At 40.5% G+C, this 513-nt stretch carries 1 protein-coding gene; it reads right to left on the reverse strand.

Going from position 1 to position 513, the window contains the following annotated elements; translation table 11 throughout:
- Nucleotides 1-38: 38 nt before the first annotated feature.
- The coding region (locus I6E26_RS11095; protein WP_235321923.1) for a transposase at nucleotides 39-513 on the reverse strand (475 nt) is incomplete at its 5' end.

Raw genomic sequence — 513 nt, forward strand, 5'->3', positions numbered from 1 at the left:
GGCTCCTTGAAAACTGTATATTTCAAAAGATAAATTTCTCAATTAGCTTGCAATAAGCGTTGCATGGACTCAGGCAACTTGGACATAAATTTATTGTAGAAGCATTCAATCTGCTCATCAGTGATATGGAATTCTTCCTGCACTGTTGCCAGCATAGCTTCAACTATGATCATCATTGATTCATGATAAGTTATATCTGCTACTTCGGATACCATAAGATAGAATAACTCGCCAAGAGTTCTGTCATCTTCGTTATCTCGCTTAGAAACTGCTAATAGCATGTAGCGTGTAAAAACCATTGCAACATGTGCGGTAAGGCCGTCATAGGAAAGGCCATGATATTCATTTCCCAATAGCAGACTGCTTTTGCAAGTTTTGAAGAATACCTCAATATCCCAGCGATGGCCGTAAATACGGATAATATCCTGTTCGCTCAGGCCCATATCAGTGCAGATAATGGCAATCCAGTCCTTGTGCTTATTGCGATTGCGGACACAGACAATACGGGCATCA

Origin of the sequence: Anaerovibrio lipolyticus, assembly GCF_021531495.1 — a bacterium.
Lineage (GTDB): Bacteria > Bacillota > Negativicutes > Selenomonadales > Selenomonadaceae > Anaerovibrio.